At 63.9% G+C, this 20678-nt stretch carries 23 protein-coding genes; 8 read left to right on the forward strand and 15 right to left on the reverse strand.

What is annotated here, in order from left to right:
- Positions 1-145: 145 nt before the first annotated feature.
- The 5 genes from QMX97_RS26375 to QMX97_RS26395 all read left to right on the forward strand — a co-directional run bounded on the left by QMX97_RS26375 (position 146) and on the right by QMX97_RS26395 (position 5795).
- Positions 146-1426: a glycerate kinase gene (locus QMX97_RS26375; RefSeq protein WP_065901594.1), complete on the forward strand. Its 1281-nt coding sequence runs from the start codon at positions 146-148 to the stop codon at positions 1424-1426.
- Positions 1416-2831 carry a pyruvate kinase gene (pyk, locus tag QMX97_RS26380; protein ID WP_065901596.1) on the forward strand — a complete coding sequence of 472 codons (1416 nt, stop codon included), beginning with the start codon at positions 1416-1418 and terminating at the stop codon, positions 2829-2831. The genes QMX97_RS26375 and pyk overlap by 11 nt, the downstream gene beginning before the upstream one ends.
- Before the next feature lie 122 nt (positions 2832-2953).
- Positions 2954-3829 (forward strand): urea transporter, encoded by an 876-nt coding sequence (locus tag QMX97_RS26385; protein WP_282397868.1) that lies wholly within the window; start codon positions 2954-2956, stop codon positions 3827-3829.
- A gap of 31 nt (positions 3830-3860) precedes the next feature.
- Positions 3861-4685 (forward strand): ion transporter, encoded by an 825-nt coding sequence (locus QMX97_RS26390; protein WP_065901600.1) that lies wholly within the window; start codon positions 3861-3863, stop codon positions 4683-4685.
- 105 nt (positions 4686-4790) lie between these two features.
- A complete protein-coding gene (locus tag QMX97_RS26395; RefSeq protein WP_065901602.1) occupies positions 4791-5795 on the forward strand; it encodes a sulfate ABC transporter substrate-binding protein in 1005 nt (334 codons plus the stop codon).
- A 126-nt stretch (positions 5796-5921) separates the two neighbouring features.
- On the opposite strand, the gene QMX97_RS26400 is transcribed toward QMX97_RS26395, so the two are convergent.
- Positions 5922-6536 (reverse strand): DUF5666 domain-containing protein, encoded by a 615-nt coding sequence (locus QMX97_RS26400; protein WP_201143827.1) that lies wholly within the window; start codon positions 6534-6536, stop codon positions 5922-5924.
- A gap of 178 nt (positions 6537-6714) precedes the next feature.
- On the opposite strand from QMX97_RS26400, the gene QMX97_RS26405 reads away from it, so the two are divergent.
- Positions 6715-7911, forward strand: coding sequence for an MFS transporter (locus QMX97_RS26405; protein ID WP_083221339.1), 1197 nt, complete (start codon positions 6715-6717; stop codon positions 7909-7911).
- A gap of 6 nt (positions 7912-7917) precedes the next feature.
- Here the strand turns inward: QMX97_RS26405 and QMX97_RS26410 are convergent, their stop codons facing one another.
- The gene (locus QMX97_RS26410; protein ID WP_016978509.1) at positions 7918-8322 is read right to left on the reverse strand and encodes a type II toxin-antitoxin system HicB family antitoxin; all 405 of its coding nucleotides are present in this window, start codon (positions 8320-8322) and stop codon (positions 7918-7920) included.
- 11 nt (positions 8323-8333) lie between these two features.
- Positions 8334-8522, reverse strand: a complete 189-nt coding sequence (locus QMX97_RS26415; protein ID WP_065901605.1) for a type II toxin-antitoxin system HicA family toxin — start codon at positions 8520-8522, stop codon at positions 8334-8336.
- Positions 8523-8748: 226 nt separating this feature from the next.
- Between QMX97_RS26415 and QMX97_RS26420 the strand changes: the two genes are divergently transcribed.
- Together QMX97_RS26420 and QMX97_RS26425 are read left to right on the forward strand one after the other, a co-directional pair.
- Positions 8749-9405 carry a peroxiredoxin-like family protein gene (locus QMX97_RS26420; RefSeq protein WP_282397869.1) on the forward strand — a complete coding sequence of 219 codons (657 nt, stop codon included), beginning with the start codon at positions 8749-8751 and terminating at the stop codon, positions 9403-9405.
- 14 nt (positions 9406-9419) lie between these two features.
- On the forward strand, positions 9420-10301 hold the full coding sequence (locus tag QMX97_RS26425) for a LysR family transcriptional regulator (RefSeq protein ID WP_120447983.1): 882 nt from the start codon (positions 9420-9422) through the stop codon (positions 10299-10301).
- On the opposite strand, the gene QMX97_RS26430 is transcribed toward QMX97_RS26425, so the two are convergent.
- The 12 genes from QMX97_RS26430 to phnE form a co-directional block, all read right to left on the reverse strand.
- A complete protein-coding gene (locus QMX97_RS26430) occupies positions 10291-11781 on the reverse strand; it encodes a M10 family metallopeptidase C-terminal domain-containing protein (protein WP_282397870.1) in 1491 nt (496 codons plus the stop codon). The two genes, QMX97_RS26425 and QMX97_RS26430, sit on opposite strands and share 11 nt — an antisense overlap.
- 348 nt (positions 11782-12129) lie before the next feature.
- On the reverse strand, positions 12130-12879 hold the full coding sequence (phnP, locus tag QMX97_RS26435) for a phosphonate metabolism protein PhnP (protein WP_282397871.1): 750 nt from the start codon (positions 12877-12879) through the stop codon (positions 12130-12132).
- Positions 12870-13442, reverse strand: coding sequence for a phosphonate metabolism protein/1,5-bisphosphokinase (PRPP-forming) PhnN (phnN, locus tag QMX97_RS26440; RefSeq protein WP_065901615.1), 573 nt, complete (start codon positions 13440-13442; stop codon positions 12870-12872). The genes phnP and phnN overlap by 10 nt, the downstream gene beginning before the upstream one ends.
- Positions 13442-14587 (reverse strand): alpha-D-ribose 1-methylphosphonate 5-triphosphate diphosphatase, encoded by a 1146-nt coding sequence (locus tag QMX97_RS26445; RefSeq protein ID WP_065901617.1) that lies wholly within the window; start codon positions 14585-14587, stop codon positions 13442-13444. Before QMX97_RS26445 ends, phnN begins: the two co-directional genes overlap by 1 nt.
- On the reverse strand, positions 14577-15299 hold the full coding sequence (phnL, locus tag QMX97_RS26450) for a phosphonate C-P lyase system protein PhnL (protein ID WP_201143823.1): 723 nt from the start codon (positions 15297-15299) through the stop codon (positions 14577-14579). Before phnL ends, QMX97_RS26445 begins: the two co-directional genes overlap by 11 nt.
- Positions 15296-16069 carry a phosphonate C-P lyase system protein PhnK gene (phnK, locus tag QMX97_RS26455; RefSeq protein ID WP_282397872.1) on the reverse strand — a complete coding sequence of 258 codons (774 nt, stop codon included), beginning with the start codon at positions 16067-16069 and terminating at the stop codon, positions 15296-15298. The genes phnL and phnK overlap by 4 nt, the downstream gene beginning before the upstream one ends.
- The gene (locus tag QMX97_RS26460; protein ID WP_065901622.1) at positions 16066-16932 is read right to left on the reverse strand and encodes an alpha-D-ribose 1-methylphosphonate 5-phosphate C-P-lyase PhnJ; all 867 of its coding nucleotides are present in this window, start codon (positions 16930-16932) and stop codon (positions 16066-16068) included. The genes phnK and QMX97_RS26460 overlap by 4 nt, the downstream gene beginning before the upstream one ends.
- The gene (locus QMX97_RS26465) at positions 16925-18001 is read right to left on the reverse strand and encodes a carbon-phosphorus lyase complex subunit PhnI (protein WP_120447979.1); all 1077 of its coding nucleotides are present in this window, start codon (positions 17999-18001) and stop codon (positions 16925-16927) included. Before QMX97_RS26465 ends, QMX97_RS26460 begins: the two co-directional genes overlap by 8 nt.
- Positions 18001-18591 carry a phosphonate C-P lyase system protein PhnH gene (gene phnH, locus QMX97_RS26470; protein WP_065901627.1) on the reverse strand — a complete coding sequence of 197 codons (591 nt, stop codon included), beginning with the start codon at positions 18589-18591 and terminating at the stop codon, positions 18001-18003. Before phnH ends, QMX97_RS26465 begins: the two co-directional genes overlap by 1 nt.
- A complete protein-coding gene (phnG, locus tag QMX97_RS26475; protein ID WP_065901629.1) occupies positions 18591-19040 on the reverse strand; it encodes a phosphonate C-P lyase system protein PhnG in 450 nt (149 codons plus the stop codon). The genes phnH and phnG overlap by 1 nt, the downstream gene beginning before the upstream one ends.
- On the reverse strand, positions 19040-19744 hold the full coding sequence (gene phnF / locus QMX97_RS26480) for a phosphonate metabolism transcriptional regulator PhnF (RefSeq protein ID WP_162946071.1): 705 nt from the start codon (positions 19742-19744) through the stop codon (positions 19040-19042). Before phnF ends, phnG begins: the two co-directional genes overlap by 1 nt.
- A gap of 36 nt (positions 19745-19780) precedes the next feature.
- The gene (gene phnE, locus QMX97_RS26485; protein WP_058427920.1) at positions 19781-20563 is read right to left on the reverse strand and encodes a phosphonate ABC transporter, permease protein PhnE; all 783 of its coding nucleotides are present in this window, start codon (positions 20561-20563) and stop codon (positions 19781-19783) included.
- Positions 20564-20678: the final 115 nt, after the last annotated feature.

A 20678-nucleotide genomic window follows, 5' to 3' on the forward strand; every position in this document is an offset into this window, starting at 1 on the left:
GGCTTGCTCGCGAAAGCGGTGTATCAGTCAGCAGGGATGTTGAATGTCAGAACGCATTCGCGAGCAAGCCCGCTCCCACATTTGATCGCATTCCAGCCTGGAATTGATGCCCCCCTAATAACAAGAATCCCCCGGGAGCCCGCTTATGTCGGTCGATCCGCAACACCTGCTTCGCGCGCTGTTTGCCACAGCCATCGACGCCGCCCACCCCCGGCAAGTCCTCGAACCTTATCTGCCCACCGACCGCAGCGGCCGTGTGATCGTGATCGGCGCCGGCAAAGCCGCCGCCGCCATGGCCCTGGTGGTGGAAAACGCCTGGCAGGGCGAAGTCTCCGGCCTGGTGGTCACGCGCTACGGCCACGGCGCGCCGTGCAAGAAAATCGAAGTGGTCGAGGCCGCCCACCCGGTCCCCGATGCCGCCGGCCTCGCCGTGGCCAAACGCGTGCTGGCATTGATCAGCAACCTGACTGAAGACGACCGCGTGATCTTCCTGCTGTCTGGCGGCGGCTCTGCACTGCTCGCCCTGCCCGCCGAAGGCATCACCCTGGCCGACAAGCAAGCCATCAACAAAGCCCTGCTCAAATCCGGCGCCACCATTGGCGAGATGAATTGCGTGCGCAAGCACCTCTCGGCGATCAAGGGCGGCCGACTGGCCAAGGCGGCCTGGCCGGCGACGGTCTACACCTATGCGATTTCCGATGTGCCGGGCGACCAGGCCACGGTGATTGCTTCCGGCCCCACCGTTGGCGATCCGAGCACGTCGCAACAGGCGCTGGCGATCCTCAAGCGCTACGGCATCGACGCCCCCGCCTCGGTACGCAGCTGGTTGCAGAACCCGGCCTCGGAAACCGTCAAGCCGGGTGACCCGGCACTCGCGCGCAGCCACTTCCAATTGATCGCGCGCCCGCAGCAATCACTGGAAGCGGTCGCGGTGAAAGTCCGCCAGGCCGGGTTCAGCCCGCTGATCCTCGGCGACCTTGAAGGCGAAGCGCGGGACGTGGCCAAGGTGCACGCCGGCATCGCCCGACAAATCGTGCAGCATGGCCAGCCACTGGCGGCGCCCTGCGTGATCCTCTCCGGTGGCGAAACCACCGTCACCGTGCGCGGCAATGGCCGTGGCGGGCGCAATGCCGAATTCCTGCTGAGCCTGACCGACAGCCTCAAGGGCTTGCCGGGCGTGTACGCCCTGGCCGGTGATACCGACGGCATCGACGGCTCCGAAGACAACGCCGGCGCCATCATGACCCCCTGCAGCTATGCCCGCGCCGAGGCCTTGGGCCTGTCGGCCAGCGACGAGCTGGATAACAACAACGGCTACGGCTATTTCGCCGCGCTCGAGGGCTTGATCGTCACCGAACCGACGCGCACCAACGTCAATGATTTCCGCGCCATCCTGATCCTTGAGACTGCCAAACATGACGCCTGACAAGAAGGTCAAAATCCTCGCCACCCTGGGCCCGGCCACCGACGGTATCGATGATATCCGCGAGCTGGTGGAGGCCGGCGTGAATATCTTTCGCCTCAACTTCAGCCACGGCGAACACGCCGATCACGCCCAGCGCTACCAGTGGATTCGCCAGGTCGAGCGCCAGCTGAACTACCCGCTGGGCATCCTCATGGACCTGCAAGGGCCGAAGCTGCGGGTCGGGCGCTTTGCCGAAGGCAAGGTGCAATTGGTGCGTGGCCAGGCCCTGCGCCTGGACCTGGACCCCACACCGGGCGACCAGCGTCGGATCAACCTGCCGCACCCGGAAATCATCGCGGCGCTGGAGCCCGGCATGGACCTGTTGCTGGATGACGGCAAATTGCGCCTGCGGGTCATCACCAAGCATGCGGATGCCATCGACACCACGGTGCTGAATGGCGGCGAATTGTCCGACCGCAAAGGTGTGAATGTCCCACAGGCGCTGCTGGAACTCAGCCCGCTCACCGCCAAGGACCGCAGCGACCTGAGGTTCGGCCTGGAACTGGGTGTGGACTGGGTGGCGCTGTCGTTCGTGCAACGCCCGGAAGACATCCGCGAAGCCCGTGAGTTGATCGGCGACAAAGCGTTCCTGATGGCCAAGATCGAGAAACCCTCGGCCGTGCAGCGCCTGCAGGAAATCGCCGAGCTGAGCGACGCGATCATGGTGGCCAGAGGCGACCTGGGTGTGGAAGTGCCCGCCGAGAGCGTGCCGCAGATCCAGAAAGACATCATCAGCACCTGCCGCCAGTTGGGTAAGCCGGTGGTGGTGGCCACGCAGATGCTCGAGTCCATGCGTTTCTCCCCGGCACCGACTCGCGCCGAAGTCACCGATGTCGCCAACGCCGTGGCCGAAGGCGCCGATGCGGTGATGCTGTCGGCGGAAACCGCGTCCGGCGAGTACCCCCTGGAAGCCGTGCAGATGATGAGCAAGATCATCCGCCAGGTCGAAAACGGCCCGGACTACCAGACGCAACTGGACGTCAGCCGGCCCAAGGCGGACGCCACGGTGTCGGACGCCATCAGCTGTGCGATCCGGCGGATCAGCAGCATCCTGCCGGTGGCGGTGCTGGTGAACTACAGCGAGTCCGGCAGCTCCAGCCTGCGCGCGGCGCGGGAACGGCCGGTGGCGCCGATCCTCAACCTCACGCCGAATCTCTCCACTGCGCGCCGCTTGAGCGTGGCGTGGGGCGTGCATTCGGTGGTCAATGATCGGCTGCGCCAGGTCGATGAAGTGTGTTCGACCGCGCTGGAGATCGCCCAGGCCCAGGGGATGGCGCAGCGTGGGGATACGTTGGTGATTACCGCGGGAGTGCCGTTCGGGCAACCGGGGTCGACCAATTCGCTGCGTATCGAGACGTTGATCTAGCGTCTGTTCAGGCCTCATCGCGGGCAAGCCCGGCGCCCACATTTTGATTGGTGAACCGATTCAAATGTGGGAGCTGGCTTGCCGGCGATTGGGGGCAACTCGGTCCCTCAGACTCACCCACCATGTCCAACCAATCCTGCCCCGACTGGGCCGAAGCCTTGCTCAACGGCTTCAGCCAGATCTTCCTGCAGCGCCATCCCCTGTGTGGCCTGCTGTGCCTGCTGGCCATCCTGATCGGCGCCCCGGCCCTGCTCGGCGGGGCGTTGCTGGGAGGCGTCGCCGGTTTGCTCACGGCCCAACGCCGGGGTTATCCCAAGGCCGAACGCCAGGCCGGCCTGTATAGCTACAACGGCGTACTGCTGGGTTTGCTGATCAGCCAGTACTTTGCCTGGTCGGCCGTGCTGCCACCGCTGATCCTGGCGTGCGGCGGCTTGAGTGCGATGCTCACGCGACAATGGCTCAAACACGCAACCCGCCCCGATGACCTGCCCGCCTACACCGCGCCGTTTGTCGGCCTCGGCTGGCTGTTGCTGGGCAGCGTGCCGCCGAACACGTTTGCACTCGGCGAAGCCGACACCTTGGCCGTCCTGACCGCGCCTTTTACCGGGCTCGCGCAAATCATGCTGCTCGACCAGCCCCTGGCCGGTGCGCTGATCGCGCTTGGCCTGTGGCTGGCCAATCGGCGTGCCGCCCTCTGGGCCTTGACCGGCGCCCTCTGCGGAGTGCTGATCGCGCTACTGCTCGACGAGACCGCCAGCGCCCTGCTCGGCCTGCACAGCTACAACCCCGCGCTGGCGGCACTGGCCCTGTGCCAGACGCGCCGCCACGCCTGGCAACCACTGCTCGGCATCCTGCTGGCAATCGTCCTCACGCCAGGCTTTGCCGCGCTGCACCTGCCGGCGTTGACCGCCCCGTTCATCCTCGCGTGCTGGCTGGTGCGTGCCGGTCGCCGGATGCTGGGTAAACCCCGCATGGACAGCCCCTTCGAATCCCCCTAGGCTTGCTCGATATTCGATTCAGGCGGGCTTTATGGACAGCAACAACGACTGGCGTCAGCGGCTCTACGTCATGGTTTTTCAAAGCGACACAGCGGCCGGCCGGCGCTTCGACAGCACCTTGCTGCTGATCATCCTCGCCAGCCTGGTAATTGTGATCCTCGACAGTATCCAGACCGTCCACGATAACTACGCCGACGTGCTGGCCTACATCGAGTGGGGCTTCACCATCATTTTCGCCATCGAGTACGGCCTGCGCCTGTACTGCTCGCCCAAGCCGCTGCGCTATGCCTTCAGCTTCTATGGGCTGGTGGATTTGCTCGCCATCGTCCCCGGCATCCTCGCGCTGTATTACAGCGACGCCCAGTACCTGCTGATCATCCGCATCATCCGGATGCTGCGGATCTTCCGCGTGCTCAAGCTCAGCCCTTACCTCAAGCAAGCCAATTACCTGATGGCCGCGCTGCGCGGCAGCAAGCAGAAGATCGTGGTGTTCCTGGTCAGCGTGTGCACCCTGGTTACCGTATTCGGCACCTTGATGTACGTGATCGAAGGCCCGGAACACGGGTTTACCAGCATTCCCAAAGGCATCTATTGGGCGATCGTGACCCTGACCACCGTGGGCTTTGGCGATATCGTGCCCAAGACCCCGCTGGGCCAGGTGATTTCGTCACTGGTGATGATCACCGGTTACTCGATCATCGCCGTGCCGACGGGGATTTTTACCGCCGAACTGGCCAGTGCCATGCGCGGTGAGCAGCTGCAAACCGACTGCCCGGTGTGCAACAAGAACAGCCACGAGCCCAACGCGGCGTTCTGCTCGCGCTGTGGCAATGCGCTGTTTAAGAAAGTGGAATAAGCAAAGTGCGTTTTAATCTTTAAGCGTCTATGCAGGCCCAGCTATAGTCGCTGGCAAAATGCCCTCACTCAATCGATAACCTTCTCGAACAACAAGGAATGAGCAGTGAAAAAACTCGTTAGCGCCTCTCTACTGGCCGCCGGCCTTGCCCTGGCGGGCGCCGTCCAGGCAGCCCCGGTCACTCTGCTCAACGTCTCGTATGACGTGATGCGCGATTTCTACAAGGACTACAACGCCGCCTTCCAGAAACACTGGGACGCCGAGCACCCGAACGACAAGCTGACCCTGCAGATGTCCTTCGGCGGCTCCAGCAAACAAGCGCGTTCGGTAATCGACGGCCTGCCGGCTGACGTGATCACCATGAACATGGCCACCGACATCAACGCCCTGGCCGACAACGGCAAGCTGGTGCCGGACAACTGGGTCACGCGCCTGCCGAACAACAGCGCGCCATTCACCTCCGCCACGGTGTTTATTGTGCGCAAGGGCAACCCGAAAGCCCTGAAAGACTGGCCGGACCTGTTGAAAGACGGCGTGCAAGTGATCGTGCCCAACCCGAAGACTTCCGGTAACGGCCGCTACACCTACCTGTCGGCCTGGGGCTACGTGCTGAAAAACGGCGGCGATGAGAACAAGGCCAAGGCCTTTGTCGGCAAGCTGTTCAAGCAGGCGCCTGTGCTGGACACCGGTGGCCGCGCCGCGACCACCACGTTCATGACCAACCAGATCGGCGACGTGCTGGTGACCTTTGAAAACGAAGCAGAAATGATCGCCCGCGAATTCGGCCGTGATCAGTTCGAAGTGATCTACCCAAGCGTCTCTGCCGAAGCCGAGCCGCCGGTGTCGGTGGTCGACAAAGTGGTCGAGAAGAAAGGCACCCGCGCGGCCGCCGAAGACTACCTGAAGTACCTGTGGTCGCCGGAAGGCCAGGAAATCGCCGCCAACAACTACCTGCGCCCACGCGACGCGAAGGTACTGGCCAAGTACACCGACCGTTTCCCGAAAGTCGAATTCCTCTCGGTAGAGAAGACCTTCGGCGACTGGCGCACCGTGCAGAAAACCCACTTCAATGATGGCGGTGTTTTCGACCAGATCTACAGCGGTCAATAACTGAACAAACGCAGCCCCGTGTGGGAGCTGGCTGGCCTGCGATGCAGACACCTCGACGTATCAGGCATACCGAGGTGATGCTATCGCAGGCCAGCCAGCGCCTGCATTGGGGGATGCGCCTGGCCCTTACATCGGCGGTGTCACGCCATCTTTGCCGGCCGAGATAGCCTGCGCCGTCACCGTCCCGTCCGCGTCCTTCGCCGCAAACATCACCACCTTCACCCCCGGCTTGAGCAAGCTGCGGTCGCCTGGCTCCAGGTTGACGATCGGCACATCATCCGGCACCACGATCTTCTGCTCGCCCCCCTTGTATTTGACGGTCAACGTCCGCCCGTTGCTGACCACCAGGTCGCCGACCGTGCCGTTGGTCATGCTGCTGCCTTCTTTGAGGTCGAACGCCCGGTGCCCGTCGCCCGTGCCGGCCATCGCCGGCGGGAACACATGCACTTCGAGCGCAGTCAGGGTGCCGTCGGCGTTGGGCATGGCAGCCGAGCCGATGTAGCTGCCGGGCTTGATCTCGTCGATCCTGGCCAGCGTCACGGCACGGACCTGGGTGTCTTTTGTCAGGTGCACGGTGACGTCTTCACCACTGTTGACCTTGACGTGCATCGCGTCGCCGTCGATCGCCGTGATGGCGCCACGCACACCCACGCGTGGGGCATCGGCCGCGTTCGCCAGGCCGACAGCCATGGCGGCGGCAAGGGTGGAAGCCAGGAGCATCTTGTTCAACGTGATCTTCATCGCAATGGATTTCCTGTTTCGGCAGTTGTGTCTGAATGTATCATTGCCGTTCGACGCGAAAGTTAACGTTTCAGTCATTAATTCCCGGCATGAGTGTTATCACCACCAGCGGCCTACTCGCCGTTGCACCTTGTCTCTACTCTCGCTCGCCTACTTCCTCCGCTTTTATGAGAACACCATGAACGCTACCTCACACCCTACAACCACCATGACCCGCGCGATGGTGATGCTGTTTGCGTTCTGCTGCGGCGCCATTGTCGCCAACATCTACTACGCGCAGCCGATCATCGAACTGATCGCACCGGACATCGGCCTCACCCCGGCGATGGCCAGCCTGATCGTGTCCCTGACGCAAATCGGTTATGCCCTCGGCCTGTTTTTCCTGGTACCGCTGGGCGACCTGCTGGAAAACCGCAAGCTGATGATCACCACCACCGTGGTGGCCATTGCGAGCCTGCTGGGCGCAGCCTTCACCGAGCAGCCGAACCTGTTCCTGCTGGTGTCGTTGCTGATCGGCTTCAGTTCGGTGTCGGTGCAAATCCTGATCCCGCTGGCCGCCCATCTGGCACCCGCCGAATCCCGTGGCCGGGTGGTGGGCAGCATCATGGGCGGGCTGCTGCTCGGCATTCTGCTGGCGCGGCCGGTGTCCAGTGTGGTCGCGGACCACTTCGGCTGGCGGGCGATGTTCATGGCGGCGGCCGCGCTGATGGCGTTCATCAGCGTGGTGCTGATGCTGACCATCCCCAAGCGCCAGCCTGACCACAGCGCCAGCTATGGCCAACTGCTCGGCTCGCTCGGCACCTTGTTGCGTGAACAACCCCTGCTGCGCCAACGTGCGTTCTACCAGGGCTGCATGTTTGCCACCTTCAGCCTGTTCTGGACCGCCGCACCGCTGGAGCTGGCGCGCAATCATGGGCTGAGCCAAAGTGAGATCGCGTTGTTCGCACTGGTCGGTGCCCTGGGTGCCATCGCTGCGCCCATCGCCGGCCGCCTGGCCGATGCCGGCCATACTCACCGCGCCTCACTGCTGGCCATGCTGTTTGCCGTGCTGAGCTTCCTGCCAGCCTTCGTGCACCCGCTGTACAGCGTGATCGGCCTGGCGGTGACCGGCGTGGTCCTGGACTTCTGCGTGCAGATGAACATGGTCCTCGGCCAACGCGCGATCTATGCCCTCGACGCCAACAGCCGCAGCCGCCTCAACGCGTTGTACATGACCAGCATCTTCATCGGCGGCGCCTTCGGCTCGGCGATTGCCAGCAGCGTCTACGAGCACGGTGGCTGGCTGGGCGTGATGCTGGTGGGCAGTGCGTTCCCGCTGGTGGCGCTGTTGCGCTTCCTGAGTGCTTCGCGCCAGGTCACGGTCGCCACGGCCTGATCGCCCTCAGGAGCGCACCAGCTTCTCCAAGGCCGCGTCCGCGAGGAATGACGAGCGGCTTTTGACCTTGTGCTCGCGCACATAACGGTCGATGCGCTGGATGACATAACCGGGCAAGGTCACGTTGACCTTCTCGGTCTTGCCCAGATAGGGCGAGATGTCCAGCTCGAGCATGCCCCAGCCCATCCCGGCGTAGTCTTCATGGGCGTGATGATTGGCCACCGACGTGGGCATCGGAATCGGCCCACCTTCGGCGGCGATTTCTTGCAGCATGATGTGCGCGACTTCCACGGCGGCGTTGTACGCCTCTTCGAAACTGTCACCGGCGGTGACCGCGCCTGGAATATCGGGGATCTGAATACCGGTGGCGGTAAAGTCATCGCCCCATTCGATACAGATTGGGTATTGCATGAATGCTCTCCTTAGAACTGAAACAGCCCGGCGCGTTTCCTGATGCTTCTGACGGTGCCCAGCGGCAGGTCCTTCTTGGGGTGCGGCACCGGGATCGTGTACGGGTTATAGCGGTGAGTAAAAATGTGATGACTGCCCGTGACCCGATCCAGCACCCAACCCGCCTCTTGCAGCTCCTTGATCAATAGCCTGCTTTGCACCGCAGCCTCCTTGGCTTGGCCGGAATAAAAGTAACCCTAGAGTTATCTTTACTCAAGCACAGAATCGGGGATCCCGACTGGCGGCTGTTTTACCGAATGTTGGTATTGCACGCGTTCATTCCCTCAACGCATAAATCCTATGCCCGGCACCCCGCTTCTACCCCCGCACTGACGCGCCCATCATCCCCTCCAGCCAAGCCGGCTCATCTCCCGAGGGACTACCGCCATGACACTTCAAGCCACACTCGATGCCTTCCGCGCTGATTTCAAAGCGGGCAAGCCGCCCTACAACGCGCCCGCGCATATCCACCCGATCATGGAGCGCGCCACCGCCGAGCTGATCGCCAGCGGTGCAGCACAACGTGCCCTCAAGGTGGGAGACAAAGCGCCGCTGTTCAGCCTCAAGGACGCCGACGGCAACGCGGTGTCCTCGGCCAGGCTGCTGGCCCAGGGGCCGCTGGTGCTGACGTTCTACCGAGGTGTGTGGTGCCCTTACTGCACTATGGAATTGCAGGCGTTGCAGGCGTTTCTGCCGACCCTGAAGGCGGCCGGCACCCAGTTGCTGGCCCTGTCGCCGCAAACGGCCGCCAACAGCCGCAAATCCACGCGCATTGCCGGGCTGGGGTTCCCGATCCTCAGCGACACCCACAACGACGTCGCCGATGCGTTCGGGCTGCGCTTTCAATTGCCGGATTATTTGATCGAACTCTACAAGGCGCTGGGCAACAACCTGCCGCTGATCAACGACGATCCGGCCTGGACACTGCCCATGCCCGCCCGCTATGTGATCGGCCAGGACAGCGTGATCCGTTACGCCGAGGTCAACCCGGATTACACTCAACGCCCGGAACCCTCGGCGCTGCTCGACGCCCTCACCCGATAACCCAAGGACACCCGATGGACCGTCTTACCGCCATGGAAACTTTCGTCCACGTTGTCGAAACCGGTTCGTTCTCGGCCGCTGCCAAGCGCCTGGGCATCGGCCAGCCCGCCGTGTCCAAGAGCATCGCGCAATTGGAAGCACGCCTGGCGGTGCGCCTGGTGTTGCGTTCGACCCGTGGCCTTACGCCCACCGAGGCTGGCCTGGCGTTTTTCGAGAAAGCCCGGCGCGCCATCGACGAAGCCAACGAGGCCGACGACGCCGCCCGTGGAGCCGGCGCCGGGCTGTCGGGCAACCTGCGTATCAGCGCAGCGGTGACCTTCGCCCGCATGCATATCATTCCGCACCTGGGCGCGTTCCTGGAGCAGTACCCGGGAGTGAATGTCGACGTGGTGCTCGATGACCGCACGCTCAATCTGGTGGAAGAAGGCATCGACGTCGCCCTGCGCATGGGCAACCTGGATGACTCCAGCCTCACGGCGCGCAAGATCGGTGAATCACCCTGCGTGATCCTCGGCACCCCGGCCTACTTCGAACGCTTCGGCGAGCCCGCCACCCCGGCGGACTTGCTGCAGCACCAGGCGATCATCTACACCCGAGGCGAAGGCTCGCACTGGAACTTTACCCAAGGCGACACGCATTACCCGCTCGTTGCCCATGGCCGCGTGCGCGTGACGGCGGCGGAAGGCGTGCGCGCCGCCGTACTGAGCCATCTGGGCCTGACACTGTCTTCCAGCTGGATGTTCGCGCCGGAGCTGGCCAGCGGCGAGGTCAAGCGCGTGCTGGCGGACTGGCATTTGCCGCCCCGGGATTTGTGGGCAGTGTTCCCCACCGGCCGGATGGCGAGCGCCAAGGCACGCGCGTTTGTGGAGTATGTCGAAGCGCTGATCAACGCCTGACAACGTTCAGCACTAACTGCAGCAAGGTCGACAGCGTCGTGGCGAGCATTTCGCTTAACACTGAAATCATGCCTGCCGTCGGATCAAGCGGTGCCGGTAGCGGTGGTGCGGGCACGGGTGCTGGCGTCGGTGCCGGTACCGGTGCTGGCACGACCTTCGGCACCGTTTGCCCCTGCCACAGCACATCCCCCGGCTTGATCTGGCCGATGCCCTTGACCATGAAGCCGGCATTGCCCGTGCCCTTCAGGTCTATCTCCAGGCTTGAACGACCCGTGGCAGCGTCATGCTTGAGCACAGCCTCCCCGGCCCGGCCACTGAACCGGTCAGTAAACACCAGGGCGCCGACCCCCGCCTCTCTCAAGGCGCCCGAGACATCGAGCCTGTCGACCCCGGTGGTGAAGTCCTCGATCACGTCCGGCTGCTGCGGTGTGGAGTCACTGGCCTTGTCGTAGATAAACGTATCCGCGCCCCCACCGCCGCGCAATGTGTCGGCCCCCGCACCGCCCTTGAGCCGATTGTTCGCGTCATTGCCCGTCAACACATCCCGTCCGGAACCGCCGATGGCGTTCTCAACCGTACAGCCTTTGGCGATGGAGACATTGCCCTTCAAGCCACCCACATCGGAAAACGACTCGGCCTTCAGGCTGATGTTCTGGTTCTGGGCAAACCCGGAAAAATCCAGGGTATCGTCCCCCCCGCCATCCCAGACGCAGAAGATCGGTTTGTCCGTGGCGCTCTTGAGGGTCATGGCTTCGCGCTCGGTATTGGAGTTGAAGCCATAGGTGGTGTCGGTCTTGCGGGTCTGGTGATTGGCCCCATACAGCCGCTGCACCGCGGCAATGTCATCCATCATCGGCGCGCTGGGGTTGCAGTGGCGAAAATCGTGACCGGCCTGATGCTTTTCAGACCAGTAGCTCATGACACTGCGCGCCTTGGTGTCACCGGCATACACAGCGCTCTTGTCATAAGTGGAATCACCGCCATTGTAGTTACCCGGATGCTGCAGGCCGATGGCGTGTCCGATTTCATGCACGGCGGTGAGCGAAAAGTGGCTGTCCAGCCCCGGCGAACTGCCTGATTTCAGTGTGCCAATCGTCGCGGTGGTGCTGCTGGTGGCGCGCGTGGGTGAGATGGCGACGCCACGGTCTCCACGTGGGTTGTTCCTGACGTGAACCGTGCAGTCCGCACCTGCCGCCCGCTCCTTGAAACTGATATTGGCCACGTCCTGCCAGGACTGGGCGGCCTGGCGCACACGTTGCTGCTGCGCAGCAGAGAAAGTGGGATCGACGGTGTAGGAAAGATCTATCTTGTTGTCGTTATTGCGGTCGTGAAAGTGCAGGTTATCGCGGGTGATGTGCTTGCCCGCCTGGTCGGTGGTGTAGGTCGGTTTGCCGCTGGCGCCCACGCCAAACGGTCCGGGATCGGCAAGCGGCAAGGTTTGCTGTGGGGGTGTACGCGATAAAGACTCAGAACTGATCATGGGAATTTGCGCTCTTTTTAGAGGATAAATGAGCCAGACACGTGAGCATCGGCTGATTGAATTTCCCTGCAAAAATGAGTGCGCAACAGCCTTTATTTAGTTCGTCCTGAAACAGCGCGGCGTGGGGCAACACCTGCTAAAACACGCGAAAAAACACTTGCACTTCAAAAAACCAGACACATATGGGCGAGGCTGAAAACCTGTTGATTCCACGCGATAAAAATATAAACCCACACAATTGACCGGCACTTACTGCTTCAAAGCCGCCCTGACACGGATACATTCGCTCAACTTTTTCATGGTGGTTTTCCCGTGGGCCAGGACCTTGCCGCTTGACAGGCGCCTGCGCTAAAGCACCCGGCCATCCCACCCCACGGTCACATGCCGTGGCAACTTTCGCCGATGTTCCAGCAGCCATGCATCCAGCGTATGCCCCACATGGGTCAGTACCCCCAACTGCGCACCGGTGTCGGCAATACTCTGCAACGCCAGCGTCAGGTCATTGTGATTACGCGGAGCTTGCGGCTGCGGCGGCATGGAGCAATCCAGCACCAGCACATCCAGCGGCTCGCGTTGCAACCAGGCCAGCGTGTCAGGCGGCAGGCCGACGGTGTCGGTGAGGTAGGCGATGCGGCGCCCCTCGCCTTCGAGCAGGTAACCCAGGGTCAGCATGGAATGTTGCAACGGCAACGCGGTAACGCTCAGCGCGCCGAACTGCCGGGTTTCGAACGCGGCAAACGGCTGGCTGAAATCGAGGATGCCGGGATGCTTGTAGAGGTCGGACAAACCTTCCGAATCCGCCGGGCCGTGCACCGGTATCACCAGCCCCTGGCCCCAGCGCAAGTGCAGCAAGCCTTGCGCATGATCGGCGTGATAGTGGGTCTGGAAAATCCCGTTGAAACTGCGCGGCGGGAAACGTTCGGTGAGGTCGGGCAAGCCGCTGTCGATCAGCCAGCGCTGGTCGCCGCACTCGATCAGCGCGCTGCACGGTCGGCGGCGCAGGCTCGCATCGCTGCGCGCCATCGCGCACGCCGCGCACTCGCAGCCATACACCGGGACTTGCCGCGCGTCACCGGTGCCGAGCAGGGTCAGGCGCATGCCGAGTGCCCGTGGTCGAGGCAGCACAGGAGGCGCTCGACGGTGTGTTCCAGCGGGCCGGAATTGTCCAGCACGAACAACCCCGCGCCGTTGCCGCTGATCAGCTGCGCCGTGAAGCGTGCATTGCGTGCCAGGCGCTCCTCGATATCCGCCAGGGACTCGCGTCCTCGCGCGACCAGGCGCTGGCGCAACACGGCTTGATCCACCGTCAGCAACAGCACCAGCAGGTTCGGATAGCGCTCGCGGGTCTGCGCCAGGTGCGCACGCGAGCCGTTGACCAGCACGTCCTGCCCCGCCGCCAGCCAGTCGTCGATTTCCCGGGGAATCCCGTAGGACAACCCATTGGCCTGCCAACTGAGGGCAAACCCACCCTCGGCCTGCAGCGCCGCGAACTGCTGCGGGCTCACGCCCTGGGCCGCTTCACCCACCGCTTCCGCCGAGCGGGTGATCACGCGGCGCACGATGCGGCAGCCGCGCTCGGCCAAGCGCGGGCGTGCGGCATCCAGCAGGCTGTCCTTGCCCGAACCGGATGGCCCGATGAGATAGATCAACCTGCCCACCATCAAAACACCCTCTTCGCCTGTCGCCAGACTTGTTGCACTACAGGAAGCCCTTCGCGGCTGCGGGCCTGTACCAGGTCCGCGCGCAGGCCAATGGCAATTTCACCGCGATCCGTCAGCCCGGCCGCTTGCGCCGGCGCCAGGCTGATCATCTTGACCGCCCGCGACAGGTCGCCGCCGTCCTGCTGGTCGGCCAGCACGAACGCAGCCTGCAACAGGCTGGCCGGGTAGTAATCACTGGAAAGTATATCCAGCAATCCCTCGGCAGCCAGGCCGGCGGCGGCCACATTACCCGAGTGCGACCCACCGCGCACCACGTTCGGCGCGCCCATCAAGACTTTCATGTTGAGTGCCTGACACCCCTTCGCCGCCTCCAGCGTGGTCGGGAATTCGGCGATGGTCATGCCGTAGCGCGCCGACTCCTCCACATGCGCCAGGGTCGCGTCGTCATGGCTGGCCACCGACAGGCCGCGCCCCAGGCAGTGCTCGACGATGGCCGCGCGATAACGGTCGCTGTACTCCCGCGAGTTGGCCATCTGCAGCACGATAAAAGCGTCCATGGTTTCGTCGTTGAGGTGGTACTTGCCCATGTAGTACTCACGGTACTTGGATTCGAGCACGAACTGGCGCTGGCCCGGCGAGTGGTCCATCACCGAGACCAGGCGCACCAGTGGGTTTTCCACCAGGTCGCGGAACACGCTGAGGGTGTCGGGGTGGCACAACTCGCAGCGCAGGTGCAGGTGATGCTCGGCGCGCGTCAGGCCGGCGCCTTCTGCCGCAGCGATCGCGTCGAGCATCGCCGGCAGCTTCTTCATGCGATTGCCCTTGGGGTTCACGTCGCCGATGGACACCGCATCGAACACCGTGGTGATGCCCGCCGCGATGATTTGCGCATCGTGGCTGAGCACCGCCGAGGTCGACGGCCAGTCCACGCCGGGGCGCGGGGTCATGTGTTTTTCCAGGTTGTCGGTGTGCAATTCCACCAGGCCGGGGAGCAGGCAATCCCCGCCCAGATCCTGGGCCTGGGGCAACTGGCTGCGACCTTCGGCGATGTCGACGATCTTGCCGTCGCGCAGCACCACGCAACCGAGGAACATGCGATCAGCGGTGACCACCTGGGCATTACTGAGGATCTGTTCAGCGGGCATGTGCGTATTCCTCTTCGGCAACGGGCGTGGGGGTCATGTCGAAATGGCGGTCGGCAACCGCTTCACGGGCAGCGCGGTCGTGGAAGATGCCGATCAGCGCGGCACCGCCGGCCTTGGCTTCGTTGATCAGTTCCAGCACCACCTGGCGGTTGCTGTCATCCAGCGACGCAGTGGGTTCGTCCAGCAGCATCACCGGCCACTCCACCATGAAGCCACGGGCGATGTTGACGCGCTGCTGCTCGCCTCCGGAGAAGGTCCCGGGCGCCAGTTGCCACAGGCGCTGGGGGATGTTCAGGCGCGCCAGCAAGTGCTCGGCACGCGACTGCGCATCGGCCTTGGACCAGCCACGCGCCAGCGCTGGCTCCATGACCACATCCAGGCACGCCACGCGCGGGATCACCCGCAGGAATTGGCTGACGTAACCGAGGGTCTGCTGGCGCACCTGCAGAATGTCGCGCGGCGCCGCGCCGACCAGCTCCAGCCACGCCTGCGCATGACGTACGCGGATGCTGCCGCCCGCCGGCAGATAGTTGCCATACAGGGTACGCAGCAAGGTGCTCTTACCCGCGCCGGACTGGCCATGCAGTACCAGGCATTCGCCCGCCTGCACGCTGAACCCCACGCCGCGCAGCACGTTGAGTACCACCCCATGCTGCTGGTGCAGGGTGAAGGTTTTCGAGAGGTCACGGACCTCGATCAAGGCATTCGTCATGGCTGCAGTACCGAAGACACCAGCAGTTGAGAGTAAGGGTGTTGTGGATCGTCGAGGATCTGGTCGGTCAACCCGGTTTCCACCACCCGCGAGCGACGCATCACCATCAGGCGATCAGCGAGCAGGCGTGCCACGGCCAGGTCGTGGGTAACGATCACCACCGCCAGGTCCAGCTCACGCACCAGGCCGCGCAGCAGGTCGAGCAGCCGCGCTTGCACCGACACATCGAGGCCGCCGGTTGGCTCATCCATGAACACCAGGCGCGGGCTCGAAACCAGGTTTCGGGCGATTTGCAGGCGCTGCTGCATGCCGCCCGAGAAAGTGCGCGGCAGGTCATCGATACGCTGCGGATCGATTTCCACCTGGCCCAGCCAGTCCAGGCCGGCACCGCGCAGTTGCGCATAGTTGCGCACGCCCTGGGCCATCAGGCGCTCGCCGATATTCGCGCCGGCCGACACGCCCATGCGCAGGCCGTCGCGGGGGTTCTGCTCGACAAAGCCCCATTCGGTGCGCAGCAAGGTGCGGCGCTCGGCTTCGCTGGCGCTGTAGAGGTCAAGCCATTCGCCGTCTTTGCTGCGATAGCCGATGCTCCCCGACTGCGGTGGCAAACGCCCGCTCAGCAGCGAGAGCAAGGTGGATTTGCCCGAACCGGACTCGCCGACGATGCCCAGCACTTCGCCGGGATACAGGTCAAAACTGACGCCCTGGCAACCCTTCTCCGGGCCGTACAACAGGGACAGGTCGCGGACTTGCAATAACGGCTGGCTCACTGGTTGTTCTCCTTGACCCGCTGGGCGCAATACCAGGTGTCGGAACACACGAAACTCTGGGTCCCGGCGTCATCCAGAATCAGCTCATCGAGGAACGATTCATGGCTGCCGCAGATGGCGCAGTTGTGCTCCCACTGCTGCACTTCGAACGGGTGATCCTCGAAGTCCAGACTGGTGACCTGGGTGTAGGGCGGCACTGCGTACAGGCGCTTTTCGCGACCGGCGCCGAACAGCATCAAGGCCGGGCTCATGTCGAGCTTGGGGTTGTCGAATTTGGGGATCGGCGACGGGTCCATCACGTAGCGCTCATCGACCATCACCGGGTACGCATAGCTGGTGGCGATATGGCCAAAGGTGGCGATGTCTTCGTAGAGCTTCACGTGCATCACGCCGTAATCATTCAGGGCGTGCATGGTGCGCGTCTCGGTTTCCGACGGTTCGATAAAGCGCAGCGGTTCCGGGATCGGCACCTGGTAAACCATGACCTGGCCGGCCTGCAGCGGGGTCTCCGGGATGCGGTGGCGGGTCTGGATCACCGTCGCCTCAGGGGTCGCCTCGGTGGTAGCGACGCCCGCGGTGCGCGCGAAGAAGCGGCGAATCGAGACGGCGTTGGTGGTGTCGTCGGCGCCCTGGTCGATGACCTTGAGCACGTCATCGGCGCCGAGGATCGCGGCGGTCAGTTGCATGCCGCCGGTGCCCCAGCCATACGGCAACGGCATCTCGCGACCGCCGAACGGCACCTGGTAACCGGGGATCGCCACGGCCTTGAGCAAGGCGCGGCGGATCATGCGCTTGGTCTGCTCGTCGAGGTAGGCGAAGTTGTAGGCCGGGTCGCGTACCGGCGCTTGCGTCAGGTCATTCATGGCGGGTGCCCTCGGCCGGTTGGCGCAGTTTGCGGATCAGTTCCAGTTCGGACTGGAAGTCCACGTAGTGCGGTAATTTGAGGTGCGAAACAAAGCCCGCCGCCTCGACGTTGTCGCAATGCGCCAGCACAAACTCCTCGCGCTGGGCCGGCGAGACGATCTCTTCGTTGTATTCCCCGGCGCGCAGTGAGCGGTCGACCAGCGCCATGCCCATGGCCTTGCGCTCGGCATGCCCGAACGCCAGGCCATAACCGCGCGTGAACTGCGCAAGCTCGGTGGCCGAGCCAACGAACTGGTTGACCATCTCGCACTCGGTCACTTCGATGCTGCCCAGGCAGATCGGGAAACCCAGCTCTTCGGGGTCGATCCACACCTCCACGTCGCCGATGCGAATCTCGCCGGCAAACGGGTGGTTACGGCCATAGCCGCGCTGGGTCGAATACCCCAGCGCCAGCAGAAACCCTTCATCGCCACGGGCCAGGGCCTGCAGGCGCTCGGCGCGGCTGGCGGGGTACTCCAGCGGGTCGCGGGTGATGTCGGCGACACGCGCGTTGTCGTCGGTTTCGTGCTTGATCAGGCCTTCCTTGGCGAGCAAACCGAGCACGCGCGGGCAGGCTTCGAGCGTCGCCTCGGGCGTGGTCTGCGGCCCCGGATACTCGCCTTCGGCCAGCAGCGCAAAATCCAGCAGCCGATGGGTGTAGTCGAAAGTCGGGCCGAGCAGTTGGCCGCCGGGCACGTCCTTGAACGTGGCGGACAAGCGCCGGCTCAAGGACATTTGCGCGGTGTCGATCGGCAGGCTCGGGCTGAAGCGCGGCAGCGTGGTGCGGTAGGCGCGCAACAGGAAGATCGCCTCCACCAGATCCCCCGCCGCTTGCTTGATCGCGAGCGCGGCGAGTTCGGCGTCGAACAGCGAGCCCTCGGTCATCACGCGGGCCACGGCCAGGGGCAGTTGCTGGCGAATCTGCTCGACACTGAGTTCAGGAATCGCGGTATCGCCCCGGCGTTTTTTTGCCAGCAGGCGGTGGGCATTGTCGATGGCCTGTTCGCCACCTTTGACGGCTACGTACATCAGGCGTGCTCCTCTGCGATGCGGCTGCTGCGCGGCAGGCCGATCAGGTGATGGCCGGCGGCGAACAGCACGTCCAGGCCACGCGGAAAGGCTTCGCGGCGCTGACGCTCGTGCCAGAAAGCTTGTGGCACCGGCACGTGCACCCGGCGCTGGGCCTGGATGCCCGGGCCGCGCCAGAGCAAGCCGCGACCGGCTTCCAGGTCAGTGAGCTGCACCAGCAAAGTGCAGGACTGATCGGGATAGCGGTCATTGCCGTGGTCGAAGCCGCCGAGGTCGAGCAGGTCCTGCTCGCCCAGCAGTGCAAACACGGCGTCCTCGCGCTTATCCGTGAGCGGGCAACCGCAGTGGAAGGCCAGGTTGGCGCGGATCAGCGGCGTGTCGAAGCTCGGCGCCAGCCATAGCGGCGTGTCCACATCCAGCAGCGCCAGGCACAAGGCGTAGGTGGCGGGCGCCAGCCCGTCAAGGCGCGGGGCCGAAGGCAGGTGCTGGATCAAACCCGGTTCGGCCAGGGCCTTGAGGGCGGCGCGAAAGCCGCGCTGGGCATCCAGGACCGGGTCGACAAACGCCGGTTGCAACAGGTGAGCACTCATCAGTTTTCTCCTCGCACCAGGGTGAAAAACTCGACCTTGGTGGCCGCCGTGTCGGCTTCTTTTTGCGCGCGGCGTTGTGCCTGGGCACTGGCCAGCGCGGTGATCAGGTCGCTGAGCCAAATGCTCGGATGAGCGCCTTGCAGGTGGGCGTCGGCCAGGGCGGCCAGTTCGGCGTGGACCTTGTCGCGCCCGGCCAGGTAGCTGTAGCCGGTGCGACCATCAGCCAGGCGCACCACGCAGCGGGTCACGCTCATTTCGCCGAGATTGAACGGCGCGCCATTACCGCCCATGCGGCCGCGCACCAGGGTCATGCCGATTTCCGGAGCGCGAATGGTCTGGTATTCCACGTCTTTCAACGCGGCTTCATGCGGTTGCAGTTCACTGAGTTGGGCGCGGGCAAGCACGCCAATCCAGTGTTGACGCGGGGACAGGTTCATCGTGGTCTCCATCAAGTCACCACTTGGTACTGGAAGCGATCCGAACGGCTGGTGGACTGCGCCAGCTCCACCGGGCGGCCATCGCGATCGCAGGAAAGGGTAAACACGGTGAGGGCCGGCAAATGCCGGGGCATCAGCAGCAGCGCGGCTTCATCACGGTTGGGCAAGCGCGCACCGATCAGGCTTTGGGTGCGCGTCAGCGGCAGGTCACGCTCACGCAGGTACTGGCGCAACGAGCCGCCGGTGTAGTCGGCCAGCAACGGCGCGCGGCTGGCGCAGTAGCGATGGCGGATCAGGCTGACGGGCTGGTGGTCGAGTTTGCGTAGGGTTTGCAGCTCGATCATCGGCGCCATTTCGGCGATGCCCAGGTGCCCGGCTTCCTCGCGGCTGGCGTAGCAGTAGCGGCGCTTGAGCAGCACCGCCTCGACACCGACACCCTGGGCCGACAAGGATTGGCTGTAGGAGGTCTCGGCGCCCATCGAGTAGATCAGCGGCCGGTCGAGCACCTGGGTGCCCTTGCCCTGGCGGCGCAACAGACTGCCCTCGAACACCAGCTCATCGATGGCGCGGCGCAGGGTGTGGCGGTTGACGCCGAAGCGTTCGGCCATGTGCACCTCGCCGGGGAGGAAGTCGCCGGCTTGGTAGCTGCTCAGTTCACGGCGCAGGATGTCCGCGAGTTCGCGGTACACCGGCTCTTCTTGTCTAGACAACTGCATGCTTAAAAAAAGCGCCGCGCGGGCACCCCTCCAAGGTCAGATGAACTGCTTGCGCAGGCGTTGGGACAGCACGTCGATCAAGCTCACCACCACGATGATCACCAGCAGCACCGCGCAGGTTTGTACGAACTGGAAGGCGCGGATGTTTTCCCAGAGGATCACGCCGATCCCGCCGGCACCGACCATGCCCACCACCGTGGCCGACCGCACGTTGGCTTCGAAGCGGTACAACGCGTAGCTCACCCACAGCGGCATGACCTGCGGGATCACGCCGTAGATGACTTCCTGCAAGGCACTCGCGCCAGTGGCCCGCACGCCTTCCACCGGGCCCGGGTCGATGGCCTCGACGGCTTCGGCAAACAGCTTGGCGAGTACGCCGGTGGTGCTGATCCACAGGGCCAGGACACCGGCGAAGGGACCAAGGCCGACGGCAACCACGAACAACATCGCGAACACCATTTCATTGATCGAGCGGAAGGCATCCATGACCCGGCGCAGCGGCTGGTGGACCCACCAGGGGGTGATGTTGTCGGCACACAGGATGCCCAGCGGCACTGAGCAGACGATGGCCAACACCGTGCCCCAGAGGGCGATTTGCACGGTGACGATCATCTCCTTGAGGTAGGAGCGCCATTCGTGGAAATCCGGCGGGAAGAAGTCCGCGGCGAAGGTCGCCATGTTTCCGGAGTCGCGGTACAGCGCCAGCGGGTTCATTTCCGCGCCGTGCCAGGCCCAGGCCAGCAGGACCAGGAACAGGCCCCAGCCGAGGTACTGCGGCCAGGTCCTTTTGCCAACCGCTTCTGCGTGCAAAGTCGTCATGGGTCACTCTCGGTATATGGTTGGAACCTGCTTAATGTGGGAGCGGGCTTGCTCGCGAATGCTGAGAATCAGTCGCCGGATGCGTTGAATGACACACCGTATTCGCGAGCAAGCC

This window comes from Pseudomonas sp. PS01298 (assembly GCF_029959745.1).
In the GTDB taxonomy this organism is placed as follows: Bacteria; Pseudomonadota; Gammaproteobacteria; order Pseudomonadales; family Pseudomonadaceae; genus Aquipseudomonas; species Aquipseudomonas aylmerensis.

Excerpts from the sequence above, each read along its gene's own strand:
- QMX97_RS26410 (WP_016978509.1), bottom strand. The coding sequence starts at position 8,322 with ATGCAATACCCAATCTGTATCGAATGGGGCGATGACTTTACCGCCACC.
- QMX97_RS26425 (WP_120447983.1), top strand. The coding sequence starts at position 9,420 with ATGGACCGTCTTACCGCCATGGAAACTTTCGTCCACGTTGTCGAAACC.
- phnP (WP_282397871.1), bottom strand. The coding sequence starts at position 12,879 with ATGCGCCTGACCCTGCTCGGCACCGGTGACGCGCGGCAAGTCCCGGTG.
- QMX97_RS26420 (WP_282397869.1), top strand. The coding sequence starts at position 8,749 with ATGACACTTCAAGCCACACTCGATGCCTTCCGCGCTGATTTCAAAGCG.
- QMX97_RS26400 (WP_201143827.1), bottom strand. The coding sequence starts at position 6,536 with ATGAAGATCACGTTGAACAAGATGCTCCTGGCTTCCACCCTTGCCGCC.
- QMX97_RS26430 (WP_282397870.1), bottom strand. The coding sequence starts at position 11,781 with ATGATCAGTTCTGAGTCTTTATCGCGTACACCCCCACAGCAAACCTTG.
- phnL (WP_201143823.1), bottom strand. The coding sequence starts at position 15,299 with ATGACGAATGCCTTGATCGAGGTCCGTGACCTCTCGAAAACCTTCACC.
- phnF (WP_162946071.1), bottom strand. The coding sequence starts at position 19,744 with ATGCAGTTGTCTAGACAAGAAGAGCCGGTGTACCGCGAACTCGCGGAC.
- phnH (WP_065901627.1), bottom strand. The coding sequence starts at position 18,591 with ATGAGTGCTCACCTGTTGCAACCGGCGTTTGTCGACCCGGTCCTGGAT.
- phnN (WP_065901615.1), bottom strand. The coding sequence starts at position 13,442 with ATGGTGGGCAGGTTGATCTATCTCATCGGGCCATCCGGTTCGGGCAAG.
- QMX97_RS26445 (WP_065901617.1), bottom strand. The coding sequence starts at position 14,587 with ATGCCCGCTGAACAGATCCTCAGTAATGCCCAGGTGGTCACCGCTGAT.
- QMX97_RS26375 (WP_065901594.1), top strand. The coding sequence starts at position 146 with ATGTCGGTCGATCCGCAACACCTGCTTCGCGCGCTGTTTGCCACAGCC.
- phnG (WP_065901629.1), bottom strand. The coding sequence starts at position 19,040 with ATGGAGACCACGATGAACCTGTCCCCGCGTCAACACTGGATTGGCGTG.
- phnE (WP_058427920.1), bottom strand. The coding sequence starts at position 20,563 with ATGACGACTTTGCACGCAGAAGCGGTTGGCAAAAGGACCTGGCCGCAG.
- QMX97_RS26465 (WP_120447979.1), bottom strand. The coding sequence starts at position 18,001 with ATGTACGTAGCCGTCAAAGGTGGCGAACAGGCCATCGACAATGCCCAC.
- pyk (WP_065901596.1), top strand. The coding sequence starts at position 1,416 with ATGACGCCTGACAAGAAGGTCAAAATCCTCGCCACCCTGGGCCCGGCC.
- QMX97_RS26405 (WP_083221339.1), top strand. The coding sequence starts at position 6,715 with ATGAACGCTACCTCACACCCTACAACCACCATGACCCGCGCGATGGTG.
- QMX97_RS26385 (WP_282397868.1), top strand. The coding sequence starts at position 2,954 with ATGTCCAACCAATCCTGCCCCGACTGGGCCGAAGCCTTGCTCAACGGC.
- QMX97_RS26460 (WP_065901622.1), bottom strand. The coding sequence starts at position 16,932 with ATGAATGACCTGACGCAAGCGCCGGTACGCGACCCGGCCTACAACTTC.
- QMX97_RS26390 (WP_065901600.1), top strand. The coding sequence starts at position 3,861 with ATGGACAGCAACAACGACTGGCGTCAGCGGCTCTACGTCATGGTTTTT.